The organism is Roseospira navarrensis, assembly GCF_009601025.1.
In the GTDB taxonomy this organism is placed as follows: Bacteria; Pseudomonadota; Alphaproteobacteria; order Rhodospirillales; family Rhodospirillaceae; genus Rhodospira; species Rhodospira navarrensis.
In genome coordinates this window covers 52,850-72,249 of record NZ_WIVE01000004.1, presented here as the reverse complement: position 1 = coordinate 72,249, position 19,400 = coordinate 52,850, and the positions used below count along the sequence as shown (strand labels likewise).

Genomic DNA, 19,400 nt, shown 5'->3' with positions numbered 1-19,400 from the left:
CTCCGAGGGGTCGGGGCGTTGACAACGGGCGGGGCGACCCCGCCGGATCGGCGGCCCATCATAGATCAACTCATAGATCAGCGGCATTTGACGAGAACCGTTGAAGGCCGTGGCCGGCCCACGCCCCCTGTTGCGATTCGGTGACGGGCGGGGAAGATCGGCGCCCGCGACGGTTCCCGCCGTTGCCGTTTGCTGGTAGATGAGAAAGCCGAGGCGCCGCCCGTCGTGGGGCGGGCGCGCCGCGCCGTCCCGTCCGGGGTGATCCCGGACGTCCCGATTCCCAGGACACACCGGATTCCATGGCGTCCAAAAAAGACTCGTCCGCATCCGCCAGCCCCGCGCAGGCCCAGGCCGGGACCGCCCCCGGTTCCGAGGGCGCGGGCGCCGGTTCCATCCCGCCCGACATCGCGGCGCTCTCGTTCGAGGACGCCCTGAAGGCCCTGGAGGAGATCGTCCGGCACCTGGAGGCCGGCCGCGTGGATCTGGATGCCGCCGTGTCCGCCTACGAACGCGGCGTCTGGCTGCGCCAGCACTGCGAAGCCCGCCTCGCCGAGGCCCGCACCCGGGTCGAGCGCATCGGCGCCGGGGCGGACGGCACCGTCTCCGCGACCCCCCTGGACGTGGAGGCGTCCTGACGGCGGCCATGCCGGCCCGGCCGATGCCTGTTGCATCCGCCGCGTTCAGCCCTTACAGCACCTGTCAAACCACGACACCGACACCACCCGAGGACCTTTCCGATGCCCGACTCCGGGACCGCCTCCGAGCCCCAGACCACGCCGGCGACCGATCTGGTCGCCGCCATGGCCGAAACCAGCGCGGCCGTCGGTGAGCGCCTGTCCGAGCTGCTGCCCGCCCCGGACACCGCCGAGCGGCGCGTCATCGAGGCCATGCGATATTCCGCCCTGGCCGGCGGCAAGCGGCTGCGCCCGTTCCTGCTGACGCGCTCGGCGGCCCTGTTCCATGTCTCGCCCCGGGCCGCGCTGACCGTGGCCGCGGCGCTGGAGATGATCCACACCTACTCGCTGGTTCATGACGACCTGCCGGCCATGGACGACGACGATTTGCGCCGAGGCCGGCCCACCTGCCACCGCCAGTTCGACGAGGCGACCGCGATCCTGGCCGGCGACGGCCTGCTGACCCGCGCCTTCGAGGTCGTGGCCGACCCGGCCAGCCATACTGATCCCTCGGTGCGCTGCGAACTCGTGCGCGAACTGGCCGAGGCCGCCGGCGCGCGCGGCATGGTCGGCGGCCAGATGATCGACCTGATGGTGGAGCGGGGCATTGGCGCGCAGCCCCAGGACGTGGCCGCCATCACCCGCATGCACCAGCTCAAGACCGGCCGCCTGATCCTGTTCGCCTGCATCGCCGGGCCGATCATGGGCAAGGCGTCGCCCAAGATGCGCGCCTCTCTGCATGCCTACGGCCGCGACCTGGGCCTTGCCTTCCAGATCGCCGACGATGTGCTGGACGAGACCGGCAGCGCCCAGGACCTGGGCAAGACCCCGGGCAAGGACGCCGCGCACGGCAAGACGACCTTCGTGACCCTGCTCGGCCTGGACGGCGCGCGCGACCGCGCCCGCCTGCTGTCCGATCAGGCCGTGGGACACCTGGAGGTGTTCGGCCCCGAGGCCGACATGCTGCGCGCGGTGGCGCGCTACGTGGTGGAACGAGACCGCTGACGCCGGACCATGCGCGCCGCCGCCCGCCGGTCAAAGGATGCGGCGGCGGTGCGGGTCCTGCCGCCATGCCGCAGAAGAAGGATGATCGCGTTGCCCGGACGCCCTGAAACCCCGGTACTTGACACCGTCACCGTTCCCGAGGACATCCGCCATCTGTCCCTGGATGACCTGAACCGTCTCGCCGAGGACGTGCGCAAGGAGGTGATCGACGCCGTCTCCTGCACCGGCGGTCATCTGGGCGCGGGCCTGGGTGTGGTCGAACTGACCGTGGCCCTGCATCACGTGTTCGAGACCCCGCGTGATCGGCTGATCTGGGACGTGGGCCACCAGTGCTACCCGCACAAGATCCTGACCGGGCGGCGGGATCGCATCCGCACCCTGCGCCAGCCGGGCGGCCTGTCGGGCTTCACCCGCCGGGCGGAAAGCGAATACGATCCTTTCGGGGCCGGGCACAGCTCCACCTCGATCTCGGCCGGGCTGGGCATGGCGGTGGCCCGTGATCTGGCCGGGGCCGACAACTGCGTGGTCTCGATCATCGGCGACGGCTCGATGAGCGCCGGCATGGCCTTCGAGGCCATGAACAACGCCGGCGACACCAACAGCCGCCTGATCGTCATCCTGAACGACAACGACATGTCGATCGCGCCGCCCGTGGGGGCCATGAGCGGCTATTTCTCGCGTCTGCTGTCGTCCAAGCCGTGGTTGTCGGTGCGCAACATGGCGAAGGATCTGGTCTCGCACCTGCCCGGGCCCATGAACCGGGCGGCCGCCCAGATCGACGAGTTCGCGCGCGGCTTCGTGACCGGCGGCACGCTGTTCGAGGAGCTGGGATTCTATTACGTCGGCCCCATCGACGGGCACCGGCTGGACCATCTGGTGCCGGTGCTGCGCAACGTGCGCGAGACCAAGCAGGACGGCCCGGTGCTGATCCACGTGGTCACCAAGAAGGGCCACGGCTACGAGCCGGCCGAGACCGCGCCCGACAAGTATCACGGCGTCGGCCGCTTCAACGTGGTCACCGGGGCGCTGGACAAGCCGCCCGCCCAGGCGCCGAGCTACACGGGCGTGTTCGCCAAGGGCCTGATCGCCGAGGCGGAGCACGATGACCGCATCGTCGGCATCACCGCCGCCATGCCGGGCGGCACCGGCATCGACAAGTTCGGCGTGAAGTTCCCCGAACGCACCTTCGATGTGGGCATCGCCGAACAGCACGCCGTGACCTTCGCCGCCGGTCTGGCCTGCGAGGGCTACAAGCCGTTCGTGGCGATCTATTCCACCTTCATGCAGCGCGCCTACGATCAGGTGGTGCACGACGTCGCCCTTCAGGGCCTGCCGGTGCGCCTGTGCCTGGACCGCGCCGGCTATGTGGGGGCCGACGGCGGCACCCACCACGGGGCGTTCGACCTCGCCTATCTGCTCTGCCTGCCGGACATCGTGGTCATGTCCCCGTCCGACGAGGGCGAGATGATGCACATGATCGCCACCATGGCCGCCTATGACGACGGGCCGAGCGTGCTGCGCTACCCGCGCGGCGAGGGCGAGGGTGTCGAACTGCCCGAGCGCGGCACCCCGATCCCCATCGGCAAGGGCCGCATCGTGCGCGAGGGCAAGGGCATCGCGCTGCTGTCCATCGGCACGCGGCTGTATCCCTGCCTGCAGGCGGCCGAGGACCTGGCCCAGCGCGGCCTGTCGCCGACCGTGGCCGACGCCCGCTTCGCCAAGCCGCTGGACATGGACCTGCTGCGTCGGCTGGCGCTCGACCACGAGGTGCTCGTGGTTGTCGAGGAAGGCTCGCGCGGCGGCTTCGGGGCTCACGTGCTGCAGACCCTGGCCATCGAGGGGCTGCTGGATCACGGTCTGAAGGTCCGGACCCTGTGCATGCCGGATCGCTTCGTCGAGCAGGGCAAGCCGGAACAGCAGGCCATTGACGCGGGCTTCGACACCGGCGGCATCGCGGCCACGGTGCTGGCGCTGCTGGAGGGCACCGCATCGGCGGAGGCCGAGGCGCCCGCCCGCGCCTGAGTCCGAGGAGAACGACTCGGGCTCCCGGCTGGCCGGGCGTACTGGGTGCGCCCCGAGTCGTGCTCCAGGCGCCCACAGGTCTGGCGAACACGGGGTGACCGATCACATTCCATCCGGGTGATCGGGACGCGGTGTTTGCGTGTGGCGGGTGATCCTCACCGGCGGACATTGCGAGTCCGGTGCGACGGCCGCGACTCGGGTCGCCGTCTGTATCATTTTTTTTTTGGCAGCGATCAGGGGGATGGGGGCAAACTAGGCACGATGTCGTGGCGTGGGCCGCGACGTGCCAGCGCATCCGTTCGGACAAGGAGGTCCCCCGTTGCCGCGAGTCCGTCTCTTGCTGGCCATGGCGCTGACTCTCACCCTGCTGGCCCCGGGGGCCATCCGGGCGGATCACGTGTCGTTGCGGCTGGGCACCGACGTGTGGGCGCCGTACGAGTTCGTGGACGGGGATCAGGTGTCCGGTCTCGCGACCGAGATCGTGACCCAGGTGCTCAACGACATGGACACGGGGGTGACGAGCATTTTCGTCTACCCGTGGGCGCGCGCGGTGCGGCTGGCCGAAGCGGGCGACATCGATGTCCTGTACAGCGGTCAGTTCATCGCCGACCGGCAACGGTTCCTGTGGTATCCCGACACGCCGCTGGTGGAGTCGCGCTGGGTCGTGGCGGTGCGCGCGGCGGATCGTGAGCGTTTTCCGTTTCGGACCTGGGAAGACCTCAAGCGGGGTCGGGTCGGGGTGGTGCGCGGCTACCGATACGGCGACGGCTTCGATCGGTTCCTGAAAAACAATATCGCGCCGCAGGTCGCCAACGAGAATCAGCAGAATCTGGTGATGCTGAAGAACCATCGGGTGGATTATGTGGTCTGTGATCTGCTGAACTGTCGGTATTTACTGGACGCTCTGGGTCTGTCGGACAAGATCCACATTTATGCTGAAACTCCCATCGCCCTCACCCAATATTACGCCATGTTTTCCCGCAAGACGGTGAGCGAGGACTTCGTTCGACGATTTGACGACCACCTGGGGGCGTTTCGCGAAACACCGGCCTATGACGATCTCATCGCGCGCTTCGTGGATGCGCAGGTGGCGTCACTGGGGGGTTCCGGTGGCGGGGCGCTGGAGCCGGAGATGAACGCCCGCGGACGGCTCGCCGCCCCGGCTTATGGCCGTTTGCGCTCTCCCAACCCGTCGCCCTATCCGCCGGGGCATGGCCCCTGACCGTCGTTCGTTGCCCACGGCGGGGGCGCCCGTGGGCCGCCGGAGCCCGGCTGTCGCCCGTTGAACCCGGACGCATCGGTGGCTACGTTCTGCTCACGTCATCTGGTCATGCACGGAGCCCGTTCGCCCCATGAAATTCACCGGCACGCAAAGCTACATCGCCACGGAGGATCTGGCGGTCGCCGTCAACGCCGCCGTCACCCTGCAACGCCCGTTGCTGGTGAAGGGCGAGCCCGGCACCGGCAAGACCGTGCTGGCGCAGGAGGTGGCGGGCGCGCTTGGCCTGCCGCTGATCCCCTGGCACATCAAGTCCACCACCAAGGCCCAGCACGGGCTGTACGAATACGACGCGGTCTCGCGGCTGCGGGATTCCCAGCTCGGCGACGACCGGGTGCACGACATCGGGAATTACATCAAGCGCGGTCGCATGTGGGATGCCTTCACGACCGAGGGCGGCGCCGTCCTGCTGATCGACGAGATCGACAAGGCGGATATCGAGTTCCCCAACGACCTGCTGCTGGAACTGGACCGCATGGAGTTCCACGTTCACGAGACGGGGGAGACCGTGCGCGCGGTCACCCGTCCCGTGGTCATCATCACATCCAACAACGAGAAGGAACTGCCGGACGCCTTCCTGCGCCGCTGCTTCTTCCACTACATCAAGTTTCCCGACCCGGAAACGATGCAGGACATCATTGCCGTCCACTTCCCGGACATCAAGGCGAACCTCGTCCGCGAGGCGCTGGCCATGTTCTACGAGGTGCGCGAGGTGCCGGGGCTGAAGAAGAAGCCCTCCACCAGCGAGCTGCTGGACTGGATCAAGCTTCTGATGGCCGATGATATCCCGCCGGAGGCGCTGCGCTCGGGCGACGTCAAGCATGTGCTGCCGCCGCTGCACGGGGCGCTGCTGAAGAACGAGCAGGACGTGCACATGCTCCAGCGCCTGGCCTTCCTGTCCAAGCGCGAGCGGCGCTGAGGGGGGGGGTGAACTTGATCGGCGATGAAGCGTCATGCCGGGCGGGAGTTGCACGCCCGCCCGGAGCGTTTTCATCCCCAGGCATCGGCCAAAACGGTCCGGACGGGGCTTCAAGCCCCGTCCGGCATGAGGACGAAAAGGATGACCCTTTCCGTCGGGCGGTCTCACGCGCCAGGATCGTCCCGGGCCTTACCGATCCGGCGTCACCCCCGCCCGGTCCAGCACGTGGGGGCGACCGAGGTAGTCCTCCGCCTGCATCTCGATCAGGCGCGAGACGGTGCGGTCGAACTCGAACCGGCCTTCGCCTTCCGGATAGAGATCGGTCGGCGGCGCGGCGGCCGAGCAGATCAGGGCCGTGCGGTGCTCGTACAGGGCATCGACCAACAGCACGAGCCGCCGCGCGCGGTCGCGGTCGGCCGGCCCCAATTGCGGGATGCCCGACAGAATCACCGTGTCGAACAGGCTGGCGATCTCCAGGTAGTCGTTGGCCCCCAGCGCCCGGCCGCACAGGTCGTCGAACGCGAACCAGGCCACGCCGTTGCCGGCGCGCGGGACCGGCACCGCGCGGCCCTGCACCGTCACCGTGTCGGCGGTTTCCGGCGCGCCGTCCAGCAGCAGGCGGAAGGTCTCCTCCAGCGCCGCATCGGCGGCGGGTCCCAGCGGGGTGTGATAGACGGTGCGGCCCGCCAGCCGGCCCAGGCGATAGTCCTGGTCCGCGTCCAGCTCCAGGATCTCCAGCCGCTCTTCCAGAAGATCGATGAAGGGCAGGAACTTCTCGCGCTGCAGGCCGTCCTTGTACAGATCGGATGGATGCCGGTTGGAGGTGGTGACCACCACCACGCCCCGGTCGAGCAGGCGGCCGAACAGCCGTGCGACGATCATGGCGTCGGCAATGTCCCGCACCTCCATTTCGTCCAGGCAGAGCAGGGTGACGCGGTCGGCGATCCCGTCCGCAAGGTGAACCAGCGGGTCCCGGCCCTCGCGGCCCTCGCGGCGCCACGCGTGCAGGGTTTCGTGGATTTCGCGCATCAGGGCGTGGAAGTGGACGCGGCGCTTGCGATCCACGGGCGCGCTGCCGTGCAGCAGGTCCATCAGCATGGACTTGCCGCGCCCCACCGCGCCGTGGATGTACAGACCGCGCGGCGCGACGGGGCCGCCTCCGTCCGCGGCCCGACGACTCGCCCCCCGGCGGAGGCGCGACAGCAGACCACCCGGTCCGCCGGCCGAAGCCCCCGCCGGCCGTGCGCGGTCGTGCGCGGGCAGGGCGGCCGCCAGGACATCCAGGCAACGCACCACATGTTCCTGGGCGCTGTCGGGATGCAACGCGCCGGCCTCAAGTTGGGCCCGGTAGCGGGCCAGCGGACCGTCGGGCAGGCTCACGAGTGATGACTGTCTTCGTTGGGGACCCGGACGCCGCCGGTCGGGAAGCCGAGACGGGCGGCGGCCACGACCGCGCCGGTGCGGTTGTGCACCTTCAGCGCCTTCAGGATGGCGGTCACGTGCAGCTTCACCGTGCCTTCGGACAGATCGAGGGCGCGGGCGATTTCCTTGTTGGACTTGCCCTGGCCCAGCAGGCCCAGAACCTCCCGCTGACGCGGTGTCAGGCTGGCGGTGGTCTGGGAGTTCATCGCGGCCGCGCCCGGGTCGGCCATCGCCTCCACGGTGTTGCTGCCCAGCGGCAGGGCGGCCTTCAGGCTGGCGACCTCGCCGTCCTCCAGCAGGGCGGGCGGCAGATACACGCCGCCGGAGAGCACGAGCCGCAGGGCCCCGATCATGACCTTGCTGCTGGAGGTCTTGGGGATGAAGCCGGCGGCGCCCAGACGCACGGCGTCGGCCACCAGCCGCCGGTCCTCGGCCGCCGTCAGCACCACCAGCGGGGTCTCGCCGATGCGCTGCTTGAGGGCCGTCAGGCCCTCGTTCCAGGACATGCCGGGCATCACCAGATCGAGCAGCACGAGATCCACGCGGCTCGCATCGTCCGTGGCGCGCGCGATCGCCTCGTCGAACGTGCTGGCTTCGATAATCTCAAGGGCGGGGTCCAGTTCAGACAGCACAAGGCGCAAACCGTCCCGAAACAGTTCGTGATCGTCTGCGATCAGAATTCTCACGGGACCCTCGTGTCTCTCGGCAATGCGTCAGAACGAACCGACGGCCAACCATGCCCGGCGCGCCGCCCGGAGCGTACCCGATCCGAGCCTTCCGCGTCAGACACCCGCACCAAACCCATGCTTGTCCAGGTAAAACGTCTGGTCAGGGCGCTACGATCTGGCCATTGGTCATAGGCCGAAGTGTAGGCACATTTGGTGCGTGTGGCAAAGTTTTCCTGAAAACCCGGGGCCGCGCGCTTCCGTTCTGCACCAGAATGTTTCGGCTATTGCAGGCGCGGCGGCGCCGGCAAGGCGCCCCCCGGATAAACGGCGCCCGTGGTGTCCAAAGGCGGTCCGGACCCCCGGCGCCCGCCGGCCGGCTCGCCCGGGCCGGGCGGCAGCGTGCCGGCCCCTGGGTCATCCGGGGCAACGCAGGCGAAGAAGGCCCGCGCGGGCTGCATCAGCCGGCACTTCATCAGGTCTTCGCGTTCGAACTTGGCGACCATGTCGATCCGCGCGCAAACCGCATTGGCCATGGCGGCCACCTCCTCCGGCGAGGTCCGGCCCTTGGCGTAGCAGATCACCGGCTTGCTGGGGCGTGAGGACCCCACCGTGGCCGGATCGCCGGCCTCGCGCCGGCTGTCCACAAAGGGACGGCCGCAGGCCGCCGGCAGGGCCACGGCCAGCACAAGGACGCCGGCGCGAAGCACACGGCGCGGGTGGCGGGCGCGGGCGGAGGATGGGGTTCGACTCGTCATCGGGCGGATCCCGGGCTATGGAGACTGGCGCACCGTAGCGGGCTCGCCTGTCCGCAACAAGCGGCCCCGGCGTCGGGCCGGGTCCGCGCAGGGCGTGGCGGGCCGGGCCGACCTGCGCCAAATGGTCGCAAACGTGGCGGGCGTGTCCAACCTCGCTTGCCTCCCGGTGGATGCCTAAAGTATATGGGGGTTTGGGAAAACAGAGGGCGGCGACATCAATGGAGAATGGCGGGATGTCCGGTGCAAAGCATCGCCTGGTGACGCGCAGCGACTTCGACGGGCTGGTGTGCGCCGCCCTGCTGCGCGAACTCGACATGATCGACGACATCAAGTTCGTGCATCCGAAGGACATGCAGGACGGCAAGGTCGAGATCTCGAAACGGGATATCACCACCAACCTGCCGTATTCGCCGCACGCCCACCTTGCGTTCGACCATCACCTGTCGGAGACGATCCGCGTCGGCCGGCGGGAGAATCACATCATCGATCCGCTGGCCCCATCGGCGGCCCGCGTGGTGTATGAGTATTACGGCGGCACCGAGACCTTTTCCCGCGTCTCGACGGAGATGATGGAGGCGGTGGACAAAGCCGATTCGGCCCAATACGAAAAGGACGATGTATTCAATCCCAAGGGGTGGGAGCTGCTCAACTTCATCATGGATGCGCGAACCGGCCTCGGACGGTTCCGGACCTTCCGCATCTCCAACTATGACCTGATGATGCAGCTCATCGACTTCTGCGTCGGCCATCCCATCGAGGAGATCCTGGATCTGCCGGACGTGCGCGAGCGCGTGGATGTCTACATGGAGCATCAGGACCGCTTCAAGGAGCAACTGCAGCGCTGCGCCACGGTCCATGGCAATCTGGTGGTCCTGGACCTGCGCCAGGAAGAGACCATCTGGGCCGGCAATCGGTTCATGGTCTATGCGCTGCATCCGCAGTGCAACATCTCCATGCATGTGCTGTGGGGCCTGAAGCAGCAGAACACCGTGTTCGCCGTGGGCAAGTCGATCTTCGATCGATCCTCGCGCACGAACGTCGGCGAGCTGATGCTGGAATACGGCGGCGGCGGGCACCATGCCGCCGGCACCTGCCAGATCTCCAATGACAAGGCCCGCCAGGTCATGGGCGAACTGATCGCGCGCATCACCGCCGACGGCTGACGCCGGGCGTTCGTCTGCCCCCCTTTTTTTCGGCTCATCCCGGGAGTCCGGGGTCGCGTGGTTTCCGGACCGCAGCGGCCACCCGAGAGTCCGGCTGGCGTCTGGTGGACCGGAACGCCTCCCCCATTCATGGGGGAGGTCGGGAGGGGGGCTTACGGGAGCAGCGAGACCCGAGGCCGGGCGGGAGTTGCACTCCCGCCCGGACCGTTCATCCCTATCGCAATGAAAAACGGTCCGGACGGGGCTGCAAGCCCCGTCCGGCACATTCGTCGGTCCGTGGCACGCGTCGATGTGTGACTCAAATCGCCTTGCCAGTGGAGGGCGTTCGGTCTGCACCCGACGCGGAGGCCAAGGAAGGCCGATCTCCCCGATTTTCCGTGATGACCCCCTTTTTCCGGCGCCGGGACTCCGGTGCCCCGTCGGCCGGCCTGCCTCTGAACGAGGCGGGACGCGACCGTGTGCTCGCGCGGTGCCGCCCTTGCGCGTGCGCACCTGGTTTCCCAACCGTGCCGGTCGGACTTTAGCTCAGCTTAAAAACACCGCAACAAATTGGGCTTGTTTGCGATAGCGCAACGCGGTCTCATTACACCCACAAATCAAGATGCCGGATCGCGAAAGGGTGATCCGTGACATGAAAAACCAAGGGTGGAAACGTGCCGAACGGACGTCTCAGTACCCGTTTGTCCAACATTGATCTGGCCAAGCGGGCCTATAATATTCGACGCCACGCCATTCGCATGGGCGCCGTCCAGGGCCAGGGTTATATTGGTCAGGCGCTGGGCGTGGCCGATGTCCTCGCCGTCTCTTACTTCCATGCGATGCGGTACGAGGCGAACGATCCCCGGTGGGAGGATCGTGACCGCTTTTTGCTGTCCATCGGTCACTACGCCATTGCGCTGTATGCCGCACTCATAGAGGCCGGCATTCTGCCCGAGGACGAGCTGGAGACCTACGGCACGGATGGCAGCCGTCTGCCCATGTCCGGGATGGCGGCCTACACCCCCGGCATGGAGATCACCGGCGGCTCGCTCGGTCACGGGCTGGGCATCGGCGTCGGCATGGCGCTGGGCCTGAAGCGCAAGGCGTCGGACGCGCGCGTGTTCACGCTGCTGTCCGACGGCGAGCTGGGCGAGGGCGCCACGTGGGAAGCCGCCCTGTCCGCCGCCCATCACCGGCTGGACAACCTGATCGGCGTCGTGGATTTCAACAACCAGCAGGCCGATGGTCCCTCGACGGAGATGTTGAGCGCCGAGCCGGTGGCCGACAAGTGGGCGGCCTTCGGCTGGCATGTCCAGCGCGTGGACGGCAACGACATCGCCGCGCTGGTCAACGCCTTCGATGCCGCGCGCCAGCATCCGGGGGAGCGCCCCCGCGTCATCGTCTGCGACACCCGCATGTGCAAGGGCGTGCCCTTCCTGGAGACGCGCGAGGTCACCCACTTCGTGCGCGTGGCCCCCGAGGAATGGGACAAGGCCCTGGAGGCGTTGGACGCCGGGAGGCCCCAATCATGAGCGCGCCCGGCAAGAAACGACTGACCACCTCGGCCATGATCGCCTCCATCGCGGAGGACGGCCAGGAAACCACCGCCGCGCCCTTCGGCCACGCCCTGGTCGCGCTGGCGCGGGAGCGGCCGGAAATCGTCGGCCTGAGCGCCGATCTGAGCAAATACACCGATCTGCACGTCTTCGCGCAGGCCATGCCGGACCGCTTCTACCAGATGGGCATGGCCGAACAGGTGCTGATCGGCGCCGCCGCCGGACTGGCGCGCGAGGGCTTCCAGCCGTTCGCCACCACCTACGCCGTGTTCGCCTCGCGGCGGGCCTATGACTTCATGGCCATGGACATCGCCGAGGAGTCGCTGAACGTCAAGATCGTCTGCGCCCTGCCGGGTCTGACGACCGGGTACGGTCCCAGCCATCAGGCGACCGACGATCTTGCCATTTTCCGCGCCATGCCGAACCTGACCATCGTCGATCCCTGCGACGCGGTGGATATCGAACAGGCGGTGCCCGCGATCGCCGATCACAAGGGTCCGGTGTACATGCGGCTTCTGCGCGGGCAGGTGCCGCGCGTGCTGCACCGCTACGACTATCGGTTCGAACTGGGCAAGGCCGCGCTGCTGCGGGACGGGGCGGACGTGCTGTTCGTCTCCACCGGCCTGATGACCATGCGCGTGCTGGCCGCCGCCGAGCGCATGGCGGCCGAGGGCATCGCCGACGCCGGCGTGCTGCACGTGCCCACGATCAAACCGCTCGATACCGACACCATCCTCGCCGCGCTGGCCAAGTCCGGTCGGCTGGTGGTGACGGCCGAGAACCACAGCATCGTCGGCGGACTGGGCGAGGCCGTGGCGGGGGCGGCGCTGCGCGGCGGCGTCGGTCCCGCCGGGTTCCGCATGATCGGCCTGCCCGACGCCTTCCTGGATGCCGGCGCGCTGCCCACGCTGCACGACCGCTACGGCCTGTCGGTGGATGCGGTCGTTGCGCAGGTCAAGGGCTGGCTCTGAATGGGTCGGACCGTCCGGCCCGCCGATACGACGATGAGAACGACGTGATGGAGGGGTATTCGATGGGTCTTCTTGAGGGGCGATACGCCGTCGTGACCGGGGCCGCCTCGGCGCGCGGCCTGGGCAAGGCCACCGCCCGCCTGTTCGCCGAGCACGGCGCCACGGTCGCGATCCTGGACCTGGACGCGGCCGCCGCCGAAGCCGCCGCCGCCGATCTGGGTCCGACCCACGTGGGGCTGGCCTGCAACGTGGTGGACAAGGCGGCCTGTGCGGCTGCCGTGGACTCCCTCATGAGCCGCTGGGGCCGCATCGACATCCTGGTTGCCAACGCCGGCATCACCCAGCCGCTGAAGGTCATGGACATCACGCCGCAGGACTACGACGCGGTGACGGACGTCAGCCTGCGCGGCACCCTGTACATGAGCCAGGCGGTCATCCCGCACATGCGCCAGAACAAGGCCGGATCGATCATCACCATGTCGTCCGTCTCCGCCCAGCGCGGCGGCGGCATCTTCGGCGGCCCGCACTACTCCGCCGCCAAAGCGGGCGTGCTGGGCCTGACCAAGGCGATGGCGCGCGAACTGGCGCCGGACGGCGTGCGCGTCAACGCGGTCTGCCCCGGCTTCATCGACACCGACATCACCGGCGGCAAGCTGACCGAAGACATGCTGAACACGGTGCTGTCCGGCATCCCCATGGGCCGCGCCGGCGCCGCCATCGATGTGGCCGGCTGCTGCCTGTTCCTGGCCTCCGACCTGTCCGCCTACTGCACCGGCACCGAGGTGGACGTGAACGGAGGCTCTCTCATCCACTGACCCCCCCGATACGCCCAGGTGCTCGGCGACGAAGCGGCCACAGAGCCGCGCCGCCGGGATGACACGGCCGAAACACCAACCAGAACAGTGTTGCAACAGGAGGAACTCCAATGCGTATCCTGCCCCGCACGATCGCCCTGACCGCGATCGCGACCCTCGGCTTCTCCGCGTCGGCCCAGGCCGAGGAAATCATTTTGGCCCACGGCTCCAACGCCGGAAACCCGCGCTTCGATGCCGCCAACCTGTTCGCCGAGCTGGTGCCCGGCTGCTCCAACGGCGAACTGACGGTCAATGTGGCGCCCTCGGCGACCATGGGCGACGATGCCGAGATGCTGACCTCGACCACGGCCGGCGTCATCCAGATGACCGCGAATTCCCAGGGGGCCATGTCGCAGGTGGTGCCGGAATTCGGCATGCTGGGCCTGCCGTTCCTGTTCCAGGACCTGCCCACCGTCTGGCGCGTGCTGGACGGCGACATCGGCGATCAGCTCGATGAGCTGACCCAGGCCCGGGGCATGAAGATCATCGGCTTCTGGGACAACGGCATCCGCCACGTCACCCATGTCAGTGAGTTCATGGAAACGCCCGCCGACCTGGATGGCATGAAGATCCGCACCCCGCCCGGCCGTGTGACCATCGACATCTTCGAGGCGCTGGGCGCCAACCCGGCGCCGCTCGCCTGGAGCGAACTGCCGACCGCGCTCCGCTCCGGTGCGTTCGAGGGTCAGGAAAACCCGCTCACCAACATCTACACCGCCAAGCTGCACGAGATCACGCCGTACATCACCATGACCGGCCACAAGTACGAGACCACGCCGGTGCTGGCGGGCCTCGGCTGGTGGAACGGCCTGTCCGACGAGCACAAGGCGTGCATCCAGCAGTCCGTGGATCAGGCCGGCTGGTACCAGCGCGGGCGCAGCCTGATCGACAACGTGCAGTTGCGCGACGTGATGACCGAGGAAGGGGCGAAGTTCATGGACGTGGACCGCGCCGCGTTCCAGGAGGCGACCGCGTCCGTCTATGACAAGTACGCCGATGAATACGGCGACTTCGTCACCGACCTGCGCGCGGCCGCCGCCGCCGCCGCCCGGTAGGGCTGGTCCGCGATCCATCCTCCTCCGCGCTCGGGTCCCGCCTCGGTTTCCCGTCCAGGAAACCGGGGCGGGAGTCGCCTTCAGGTCTCCACACGGCATGCCGCCGTGCCGGCATCGCGACGTTCCGGATCGACGGCCGTGATCCGGAAAAAGGGGGTCGTCCGTCATGTCCACGCATCCCGGGGATGCCGAAGCGGGCCCGGCCCGGTTTCGATCCATCCGCGCCGTCCTCGCGGCGATCACCAAAGGTCTCGATTACCTTGCCGCGACGCTGGTGGTCGTCACGCTCAGCTTCATGTTCCTGGCCCTGCTGGTGAACGTGCTGCTGCGCTACCTGTTTTCCATGGGGATTCCCTGGGCCTACGAAATCCACTCCATCCTGTTCCCCTGGCTGGTCGCCGGCGGAGCGGTGATGGCGGCGGTCCGGGGGCGCAACATCGCGGTCACGGCGGCCATCCGGCTGCTGCCCCAGACCGGCCGATGGGTCGTCGCCCTGGTGGTTCACATCATCATCGTCGTCATGGCGATCACGGTCATCGACACGTCGTTTCCCATCGTCATGGCCTCGCGCTTCAGCGTGCTGGCCGAGACCCGCATCCCGCAGATCTACGGGTACGTCAGCCTGCTGTTCGGGTTCGCGATGATCGGCCTCATCGCGGCCATGGACGCGGCCCGGCTGGTGCTGGGCGAGCCCGCCCGGGATATCGAGCCCGAAAAAACGGCCGTCGGCTGACAGGAGGAACCTCGCCATGGTCATGATGCTGGTCTGGGTCTTCCCGCTGCTGCTGTTCCTCTCCGTGCCGGTGGCGCACGCGCTGATCGGGGCCGCGGCCCTGATCCTGGCCATCGACGGCCGGCCCATGGCCGTGGTCGCGCAGCGCCTCTATACCCCGACGCAGAGCTTCCCCATGCTCGCCATTCCGTTCTTCATCCTGGCGGGCAGCCTGATGATGTCGGGCCGGTTCGGCGAGCATCTGGTCAACTTCGCCAAGCTGCTGGTGGGCCGCTTCAAGGGCGGCATGGGCCACGTGAGCATCGTGGGCTCGGTGATGTTCGGCGGTGTGTCGGGCTCCGCCGTGGCCGACGCCTCGGCGCTCGGCAACGCCCTGATCCCGGTGCAGAAGCGCGAGGGCTTCCCGGCCGCCTTCGCCGCCGCGATCAACTCGTGCTCGTCCACCATTTCGGTGCTGATCCCGCCGTCGATCCCGCTCATCATCTACGGCTTGGTCTCCAACACCTCGATCATCGCGCTGTTCATCGCCGGCATCCTGCCGGGCGTGATGCTGGGCGTGGGCATGCTCACGGCCTGCTGGCTGTCGGCGAAGATCCGGGGCTTCCCGGCCACGCATGTCGAGGGCGGCTGGGCCCACTTCCGCACCCAGGCGTGGCAGGCGTTCCCGGCGCTGTTCATGCCGGTGTTCGTGGTGCTGTCGCTGCGCTTCGGCATCGCCACGCCGACCGAGGTTTCGGTGCTCGCGGTGGCCTATGCGCTGCTGGTTGGCGCCTTTGTTTACCGGGACCTGACTCTCCGGACCATCCTGAAGGCGATGATGGAAACCGGCGTCATGACGGGCGCGGTCATGCTCATCATCATGGCCTCGTCGGTCATCCAGTGGATGCTGACGCTGGAACAGGCGCCGCAGACCCTGGCGGCCTGGATGATGGCGTCCCTCAGCGAGGAGTGGATGGTCATCCTGGCGATGAACATCATCATGCTGATGGTGGGCACGTTCCTGGATCTTCCGGCGGCCATCCTGCTGCTGGGACCGCTGTTCGTGGGCATCGCCACGGCGATCGGGCTGGATCACGTGCAGCTCGGCCTGATGATGGTCGTGAACCTGGCCATCGGCCTGTACACGCCGCCGGTGGGCACCACGCTGTTCATCTCGTCCACCATCGCGCGCGTCGGCATCGGCGCGGTCGTCAAGGAGCTGCTGCCGTTCTATCTGGTGGCGCTCACCGTTCTGGGACTCATCAGCTATGTGCCCGCGTTCACGATCCACTGAGGGCGGGCACCGCCACCGCGCCCCCGGCGATCGGGGTCGGGGTGGCGATCTGCCGCACGTGACAGCCCAGCCGGGCGATTACGGCCTGGGAGGCGGCCTCCTGCTGGGCGCACTCCTCCCGCAGCCAGGTGCAGAAGATCTGGACGATCCGACGGCTCTGGTTGCGGCTGGGTCCCATGATCCAGTAGGCCGGGAAGCGTTCCACGTCGAAGGTCGTGGACACCGGGACAAGGGTGCCCGCGGCGATCTCGTCGTAGGCCAGGGTGACCGATTCCAGCACCACGCCCACCCCGCGCGCGGCCAGTTGCAGCGCCATCGACGAGCGGTCGAACCGCAGCCGGGCGCTGTCGGCCACGGGCGAGATGCCGACGTGTTCCAGCCAGGCGTCCCATCGGTACAGGGCCTTCACGCTGTCGATCAGGCGGGCGTGCCGGATCCGGTCGGTGGGATCGCCGGCGGCCGCCTTGAGCGTCTCCAGATAGGCCGGGCTGCACAACGGAAGAACATAGTCGTCCAGCACGTGCTCGACGTACAGCCCCGACCAGTCGCCGGCCCCGTAGCGGACGTCCAGGTCCACCACCTCGCGGTCGAAGTCGCTGGGGTCGGGGGTGGCGTCCACGTGCAGATCCCACGACGGGTGCTGCTGCACGAACCGCGCCAGCCGGGGGCCCAGCCAGCGCACCGCGAAACTGGGGCTGACGCGCAGGATCAGTTGCCGCCGCTCGCGCTGTCGGGCCACGAGTTGGCGGGCGTCGCGGATCATGCGGAACGCGGCCGAGGTGCTGTGGAACAGCCGCTCGCCGTCCGCCGTCAGACGAAACTGCCGCTTCTCGCGGAAGAACAGCCGCACGCCGAGTTGCTGTTCCAGCAGCTTGATCTGCTGGCTGACGGCGGAGGCGGAGACGCCCAGTTCCTCCGCCGCCTTGCTCACGCCGCCGTGCCGGGCGACGGCCTCGAAGTAGAGCATGCCGTTGAGGGTGGGATCACGCGACATCGCAACGGGTCCTTTGCAGCGCCCGACCGGACCGGGCGGCCGCGCAGTATGGCACGGAACCCGGCCCGGTGTGACTCCCGAACCCGCCCGTCTCCACCGCCCGCACCTTGACGAGGACCACCATGCCGCTTCTGGGATGCATCGCCGACGACTTCACGGGCGCCACCGATCTGGCCAGCATGCTGGTGCGCGAAGGCATGCGCTCCATCCAGGTGATCGGGGTGCCGGAGCCGGGCGCCGCCGCGCCGGATCTGTCGGACATCGATGCCGTGGTGGTGGCGCTGAAGTCCCGCACCATCCCCGTGGCCGACGCCATCGACCAGAGCCGCCGGGCGCTGGCCTGGCTGCGACAGGCGGGCTGCGAACGGGTCTTCTTCAAGTACTGTTCCACCTTCGACAGCACGCCCGAGGGCAACATCGGTCCGGTCACGGAGGCGCTGCAACAGGACGTGAGCGCGGGGCTTTCCATCGCCTGTCCGGCGTTCCCCGAGAACAACCGCACCATCGTCTTCGGGCATCTGTTCGTCGGGCACCGGCTGCTGAACGACAGCGGCATGGAGCATCATCCGCTGACCCCGATGACCGACGCCGATCTGGTGCGCTGGCTGGGGCGGCAGACGACGCGGCCCGTGGGCCTCGTGCCCTGGGATACGGTGGCCCAAGGGCCGGACGCCATCCGGGCGGCGCTGGATGCGCTGGCGGAGTCCGGTCATGGCCACGCCGTGGTTGATGCGCTGGACAACGCCCACCTGCGCGCCATTGGGGCGGCGGTGGCCTCTGATGCGCTGGTTACGGGCGGGTCGGGTGTGGCCATCGGCCTGCCGGACGCGTGGCGCGCGGCCGGCCTGCTGGGCAAGCGGCCCGATGCGGCCGCCCTGCCTCGGGTCGAGGGGCCGGCGGTGGTGCTCTCCGGCAGTTGCTCGCGGGCGACCCTGGGGCAGGTGGCCTGGATGAAGGCCCGCCGCCCCGCGCTGGCGCTGGACCCGCTGGCGCTGTTCGATGATCCGGACGGCGTGGTGGGCCATGCGGTCGCCTTCCTGACCGAACACATGGCCGAGGGGCCGGTGCTGGTCCATGCCACCGCCGCGCCGGAGAGCGTGCGCACCGTCCAGGACCGTCTGGGCCGCGACGAGGCCGGCGCCCTGGTCGAGCGCGCCTTCGCCGCCATTGCGCGACAGGTCGTCGAGGCCGGCGCCCGGCGGCTGGTGGTCGCGGGCGGCGAGACCTCCGGCGCGGTGGTCTCCGGCCTGGGTGTCTCGGCCCTGCGCATCGGTCCCATGATCTGCCCGGGCGTGCCCTGGACGGTGGCGGAGCGCGCCGGCGACGGCCCGCCGCTGGCGCTGGCGCTGAAATCCGGCAACTTCGGTGCGGAAGACTTCTTCCTCGGCGCGTTCGACACCCTTGATGCGATGGAGGTCCGGCCATGAGCCATGCCGAACCCCTCCTGCGCGAGCAGATCTGTGTTCTGGGCCAGTCGCTGTTCGATCGCGGCCTGACCATGGGGTCGAGCGGCAACATCTCCGTCCGCCTGGACTCCGGGGACTGGCTGGTGACGCCCACCAACGCCTGCCTGGGGCGGCTGGACCCGGCGCGGCTGTCCCGCATGGCCGCCGACGGCCGCCATCTGGACGGCGATCCGCCCACCAAGGAAGTCCCGCTGCACACCGCCATGTTCGAGGCGCGACCGGGGGACGGGGCCATCGTGCATCTGCACTCCACCCATTCCGTGGCGGTCTCCATGCTGCCGGACGTGGATCCGGCCAACGTGCTGCCGCCGCTGACCGCCTATTCGATCATGCGGGTCGGGCGGCTTGCCCTGGTGCCGTACCACCTGCCCGGCGATCCCGCCGTCGCCGACGCGGTGCGCGGGCTCGCCGGCAAGCATGCGGCCGTGCTGCTCGCCAACCACGGGCCGGTGGTGGCCGGCAAGTCCCTGGAGGCGGCGGTCTACGCCACCGAGGAACTGGAAGAGACCGCGAAGCTGCACCTGCTGACACGCGGTCTCAATCCCCGCCTGCTGACCCCGGACCAGGTGGCCGAGGTCGAGGCCCGCTATCCCCGGACCTGACGGCGCCGCC

18 protein-coding genes are annotated in these 19,400 nt (G+C 68.6%); 14 read left to right on the top strand and 4 right to left on the bottom strand.

Annotated elements, in window-relative coordinates; genetic code table 11:
• The first annotated feature begins 299 nt into the window (after nt 1-299).
• The 5 genes from GHC57_RS19790 (at nt 300) to GHC57_RS02870 (ending at nt 5,899) form a co-directional block, all read left to right on the top strand.
• Nucleotides 300-635, top strand: coding sequence for an exodeoxyribonuclease VII small subunit (locus GHC57_RS19790; protein ID WP_153340967.1), 336 nt, complete (start codon nt 300-302; stop codon nt 633-635).
• Nucleotides 636-737: 102 nt separating this feature from the next.
• Entirely contained in the window at nt 738-1,679 is a 942-nt protein-coding gene (locus GHC57_RS02885; RefSeq protein ID WP_425500634.1) for a polyprenyl synthetase family protein, read from the top strand.
• A gap of 90 nt (nt 1,680-1,769) precedes the next feature.
• Nucleotides 1,770-3,701 carry a 1-deoxy-D-xylulose-5-phosphate synthase gene (gene dxs / locus GHC57_RS02880; protein WP_153340965.1) on the top strand — a complete coding sequence of 644 codons (1,932 nt, stop codon included), beginning with the start codon at nt 1,770-1,772 and terminating at the stop codon, nt 3,699-3,701.
• A gap of 346 nt (nt 3,702-4,047) precedes the next feature.
• Nucleotides 4,048-4,923 (top strand): substrate-binding periplasmic protein, encoded by an 876-nt coding sequence (locus GHC57_RS02875; protein WP_246152103.1) that lies wholly within the window; start codon nt 4,048-4,050, stop codon nt 4,921-4,923.
• 130 nt (nt 4,924-5,053) lie between these two features.
• The gene (locus GHC57_RS02870; protein WP_153340961.1) at nt 5,054-5,899 is read left to right on the top strand and encodes an AAA family ATPase; all 846 of its coding nucleotides are present in this window, start codon (nt 5,054-5,056) and stop codon (nt 5,897-5,899) included.
• A 189-nt stretch (nt 5,900-6,088) separates the two neighbouring features.
• Here the strand turns inward: GHC57_RS02870 and zapE are convergent, their stop codons facing one another.
• From zapE to GHC57_RS02855, 3 genes are all read right to left on the bottom strand, one after another.
• Nucleotides 6,089-7,279 carry a cell division protein ZapE gene (zapE, locus tag GHC57_RS02865; RefSeq protein ID WP_343031086.1) on the bottom strand — a complete coding sequence of 397 codons (1,191 nt, stop codon included), beginning with the start codon at nt 7,277-7,279 and terminating at the stop codon, nt 6,089-6,091.
• A complete protein-coding gene (locus GHC57_RS02860) occupies nt 7,276-8,007 on the bottom strand; it encodes a LuxR C-terminal-related transcriptional regulator (protein WP_170294646.1) in 732 nt (243 codons plus the stop codon). The genes zapE and GHC57_RS02860 overlap by 4 nt, the downstream gene beginning before the upstream one ends.
• A gap of 263 nt (nt 8,008-8,270) precedes the next feature.
• On the bottom strand, nt 8,271-8,744 hold the full coding sequence (locus tag GHC57_RS02855; protein WP_153340959.1) for a hypothetical protein: 474 nt from the start codon (nt 8,742-8,744) through the stop codon (nt 8,271-8,273).
• Nucleotides 8,745-8,977: 233 nt separating this feature from the next.
• Here GHC57_RS02855 and GHC57_RS02850 point away from each other — a divergent pair, with 233 nt between their 5' ends.
• The 7 genes from GHC57_RS02850 to GHC57_RS02820 all read left to right on the top strand — a co-directional run bounded on the left by GHC57_RS02850 (nt 8,978) and on the right by GHC57_RS02820 (nt 16,328).
• Nucleotides 8,978-9,907: an exopolyphosphatase gene (locus tag GHC57_RS02850; protein ID WP_153340957.1), complete on the top strand. Its 930-nt coding sequence runs from the start codon at nt 8,978-8,980 to the stop codon at nt 9,905-9,907.
• A gap of 680 nt (nt 9,908-10,587) precedes the next feature.
• Nucleotides 10,588-11,418, top strand: a complete 831-nt coding sequence (locus tag GHC57_RS02845; protein ID WP_246152095.1) for a transketolase — start codon at nt 10,588-10,590, stop codon at nt 11,416-11,418.
• Nucleotides 11,415-12,413 (top strand): transketolase family protein, encoded by a 999-nt coding sequence (locus tag GHC57_RS02840; protein ID WP_153340955.1) that lies wholly within the window; start codon nt 11,415-11,417, stop codon nt 12,411-12,413. The genes GHC57_RS02845 and GHC57_RS02840 overlap by 4 nt, the downstream gene beginning before the upstream one ends.
• 62 nt (nt 12,414-12,475) lie before the next feature.
• Nucleotides 12,476-13,228 carry an SDR family NAD(P)-dependent oxidoreductase gene (locus GHC57_RS02835; RefSeq protein WP_153340953.1) on the top strand — a complete coding sequence of 251 codons (753 nt, stop codon included), beginning with the start codon at nt 12,476-12,478 and terminating at the stop codon, nt 13,226-13,228.
• A 110-nt stretch (nt 13,229-13,338) separates the two neighbouring features.
• Nucleotides 13,339-14,322, top strand: coding sequence for a TRAP transporter substrate-binding protein (locus GHC57_RS02830; protein WP_153340951.1), 984 nt, complete (start codon nt 13,339-13,341; stop codon nt 14,320-14,322).
• Nucleotides 14,323-14,488: 166 nt separating this feature from the next.
• Complete coding sequence (locus tag GHC57_RS02825; protein ID WP_153340949.1) at nt 14,489-15,055, top strand: TRAP transporter small permease; 567 nt, start codon at nt 14,489-14,491, stop codon at nt 15,053-15,055.
• A gap of 16 nt (nt 15,056-15,071) precedes the next feature.
• On the top strand, nt 15,072-16,328 hold the full coding sequence (locus GHC57_RS02820) for a TRAP transporter large permease (RefSeq protein WP_153340946.1): 1,257 nt from the start codon (nt 15,072-15,074) through the stop codon (nt 16,326-16,328).
• Here GHC57_RS02820 and GHC57_RS02815 read toward each other — a convergent pair.
• Nucleotides 16,315-17,322 (bottom strand): LysR family transcriptional regulator, encoded by a 1,008-nt coding sequence (locus GHC57_RS02815; protein WP_153340944.1) that lies wholly within the window; start codon nt 17,320-17,322, stop codon nt 16,315-16,317. The two genes, GHC57_RS02820 and GHC57_RS02815, sit on opposite strands and share 14 nt — an antisense overlap.
• A 122-nt stretch (nt 17,323-17,444) precedes the next feature.
• On the opposite strand from GHC57_RS02815, the gene otnK reads away from it, so the two are divergent.
• Nucleotides 17,445-18,749: a 3-oxo-tetronate kinase gene (gene otnK / locus GHC57_RS02810; protein WP_170294645.1), complete on the top strand. Its 1,305-nt coding sequence runs from the start codon at nt 17,445-17,447 to the stop codon at nt 18,747-18,749.
• Complete coding sequence (gene otnC / locus GHC57_RS02805; protein ID WP_153340940.1) at nt 18,746-19,390, top strand: 3-oxo-tetronate 4-phosphate decarboxylase; 645 nt, start codon at nt 18,746-18,748, stop codon at nt 19,388-19,390. Before otnK ends, otnC begins: the two co-directional genes overlap by 4 nt.
• Nucleotides 19,391-19,400: the final 10 nt, after the last annotated feature.

Coding starts and splice junctions, on each gene's coding strand:
- otnK (WP_170294645.1), top strand. CDS start 17,445: ATGCCGCTTCTGGGATGCATCGCCGACGACTTCACGGGCGCCACCGAT.
- GHC57_RS02835 (WP_153340953.1), top strand. CDS start 12,476: ATGGGTCTTCTTGAGGGGCGATACGCCGTCGTGACCGGGGCCGCCTCG.
- GHC57_RS02830 (WP_153340951.1), top strand. CDS start 13,339: ATGCGTATCCTGCCCCGCACGATCGCCCTGACCGCGATCGCGACCCTC.
- GHC57_RS02815 (WP_153340944.1), bottom strand. CDS start 17,322: ATGTCGCGTGATCCCACCCTCAACGGCATGCTCTACTTCGAGGCCGTC.
- GHC57_RS19790 (WP_153340967.1), top strand. CDS start 300: ATGGCGTCCAAAAAAGACTCGTCCGCATCCGCCAGCCCCGCGCAGGCC.
- GHC57_RS02850 (WP_153340957.1), top strand. CDS start 8,978: ATGTCCGGTGCAAAGCATCGCCTGGTGACGCGCAGCGACTTCGACGGG.
- GHC57_RS02840 (WP_153340955.1), top strand. CDS start 11,415: ATGAGCGCGCCCGGCAAGAAACGACTGACCACCTCGGCCATGATCGCC.
- GHC57_RS02885 (WP_425500634.1), top strand. CDS start 738: ATGCCCGACTCCGGGACCGCCTCCGAGCCCCAGACCACGCCGGCGACC.
- GHC57_RS02855 (WP_153340959.1), bottom strand. CDS start 8,744: ATGACGAGTCGAACCCCATCCTCCGCCCGCGCCCGCCACCCGCGCCGT.
- GHC57_RS02820 (WP_153340946.1), top strand. CDS start 15,072: ATGGTCATGATGCTGGTCTGGGTCTTCCCGCTGCTGCTGTTCCTCTCC.
- otnC (WP_153340940.1), top strand. CDS start 18,746: ATGAGCCATGCCGAACCCCTCCTGCGCGAGCAGATCTGTGTTCTGGGC.
- GHC57_RS02875 (WP_246152103.1), top strand. CDS start 4,048: ATGGCGCTGACTCTCACCCTGCTGGCCCCGGGGGCCATCCGGGCGGAT.
- GHC57_RS02825 (WP_153340949.1), top strand. CDS start 14,489: ATGTCCACGCATCCCGGGGATGCCGAAGCGGGCCCGGCCCGGTTTCGA.
- GHC57_RS02870 (WP_153340961.1), top strand. CDS start 5,054: ATGAAATTCACCGGCACGCAAAGCTACATCGCCACGGAGGATCTGGCG.